Here is a 1,744-nt window from a genome sequence, read left to right on the forward strand (position 1 = left end):
CATCGTGTTTTCAGACGACCTGCGCGCCCAAACACTCGCCACCATCGCCGCCGTGCGTGAACTCCTAAACAGCGGCCAAACTCCGCCGCCCAACTACGGCAAACGCTGTAAAGCCTGCTCGCTGGTAGAGATTTGCCAGCCGGAGTTATTGGGGAAACGGGATAGGAGTGTGGGGTATGTGAAGGGATTGTTTGGGGAATAAAAGTTTGGGGAATAAAAAATAGGAGATTCATATTATGAAGATATTAGATTTTGTTTTTGATTTTGGTAAACCATCATTTAATGGAACTGGAGGCTTATGTCGAGTACGTACATACGTAGCGAAAGACAGTAAACCCGTTACTTTTTTAACTGAGTTGGATAAAAATGATGGTCAATCTGTAACAAATGCTGTTGAATTTATTATCGATAAACTAATTTTAGATAGAGGATTTAATGAGCATGTTTTTATAGAACATTATGAACGAAATAACGATATATTGTTTCATGATACTTTTGATATGGTATTTATTGAAAATAAGAAACCTAAGTGGAATCAGTTGAGTAAAATTGAAGTTGAAAACCTTATTGGTAAGGATGATTTTACTGACTTAAAAAATGATAGATCATCAAAAAATGAAAGAATATTAGAGCAAGCTGATAGCATTAGATTCAAAAGAAATCCGTGGATTGATTCGCCATATCAAAAGAGTAATTCTTTTATTCAAAGAAAGTTATCAATTGAAAAACAAATGAAATCTAAAAATGATCTTATCAAATTAATTGAAAGTAAATGTATAGAGCAAGATCTTCTGGCCTTTCTAAAGCAAGATTTATCATTTTTTGGAGAGGTATATTCTAATCCTGAAGATGAATATATTGTATTTTCCGAGTTTCCAATTGAAAATGGTTCAAAAGATAAAAATGGTTCTATAGATTTTGTTGTATTTACAGGTCGGAGCCGAATGGATGTAATATTAATTGAAATAAAAGGAGCGAATTTTAATTTATTTAATCAAAATGGATATTGCCAACCTCACGCAGATATTTCGAAGGCTTCCCAGCAAATACGAGACAGATTACACGCGGTCTATTATGAGAATATGCCTAGCTTTAAAAAACAGTGTCACATTTTTAGAGATGAGGCTGAAAATGGCAAATCCACATTTAAAAATTACTTAGTAGGAGCAGAAGGAAAGCTATTAGTAGATCCAAATAAAGAAATTAAAATTCGAACTGTAATTATTGGAGGTAGAACACAAGATGACCAAAAAGAAAGTTTGGAAAGGCATAAGTTCGAAAGATCACAGACTATACCTATTACTTTAGAATCTTGGGATACGTGGATTAGAAAATTGAAACGAGAAAACTAATTTGAAATTATTTCAGTGATTAGCTATCAATAATTTTCAGTAGCCCAGCAACTGCCTCAAAAACTGCGATTAAAATCCAAGGAGTTCCCCATGCGCAAACTGCAAAACACGCTCTACATCACCACCCAAGGCAGCTATCTGCATAAGGAGCGGGAGACGCTGGTAGTGGAACAGGAGCGTAAGAAGGTAGCGCAGTTGCCGGTACATTCCATCGGGCATATTTTCTGTTTTGGTAATGTGCTGGTATCGCCTTTTCTGCTGGGGTTTTGTGGTGAAAATAATGTGAATTTGGCGTTTTTTACGGAAAACGGACGTTATTTGGGGCGGCTTCAGGGGCGGCAGAGCGGCAATGTACTGTTGCGTCGGGCGCAGTATCGGGTGTCGGAGCAAAA

The 1,744-nt window shown here is 37.0% G+C and carries 3 protein-coding genes; all 3 read left to right on the forward strand.

Going from position 1 to position 1,744, the window contains the following annotated elements:
• A partial coding sequence (locus HMPREF9065_RS10335; RefSeq protein ID WP_021615585.1) for a CRISPR-associated protein Cas4 occupies positions 1 to 202 on the forward strand: 202 nt, incomplete at its 5' end.
• Positions 203 to 236: 34 nt separating this feature from the next.
• Complete coding sequence (locus HMPREF9065_RS07120) at positions 237 to 1,352, forward strand: Shedu anti-phage system protein SduA domain-containing protein (protein ID WP_021615586.1); 1,116 nt, start codon at positions 237 to 239, stop codon at positions 1,350 to 1,352.
• Positions 1,353 to 1,442: 90 nt separating this feature from the next.
• A partial coding sequence (locus HMPREF9065_RS07115; RefSeq protein WP_021615587.1) for a CRISPR-associated endonuclease Cas1 occupies positions 1,443 to 1,744 on the forward strand: 302 nt, incomplete at its 3' end.

Origin of the sequence: Aggregatibacter sp. oral taxon 458 str. W10330 (assembly GCF_000466335.1) — a bacterium.
Lineage (GTDB): Bacteria > Pseudomonadota > Gammaproteobacteria > Enterobacterales > Pasteurellaceae > Aggregatibacter.

What these genes read in the sequence shown, in the direction of transcription:
- HMPREF9065_RS07120 (WP_021615586.1), top strand. Translation starts at nt 237, where the DNA reads ATGAAGATATTAGATTTTGTTTTTGATTTTGGTAAACCATCATTTAAT.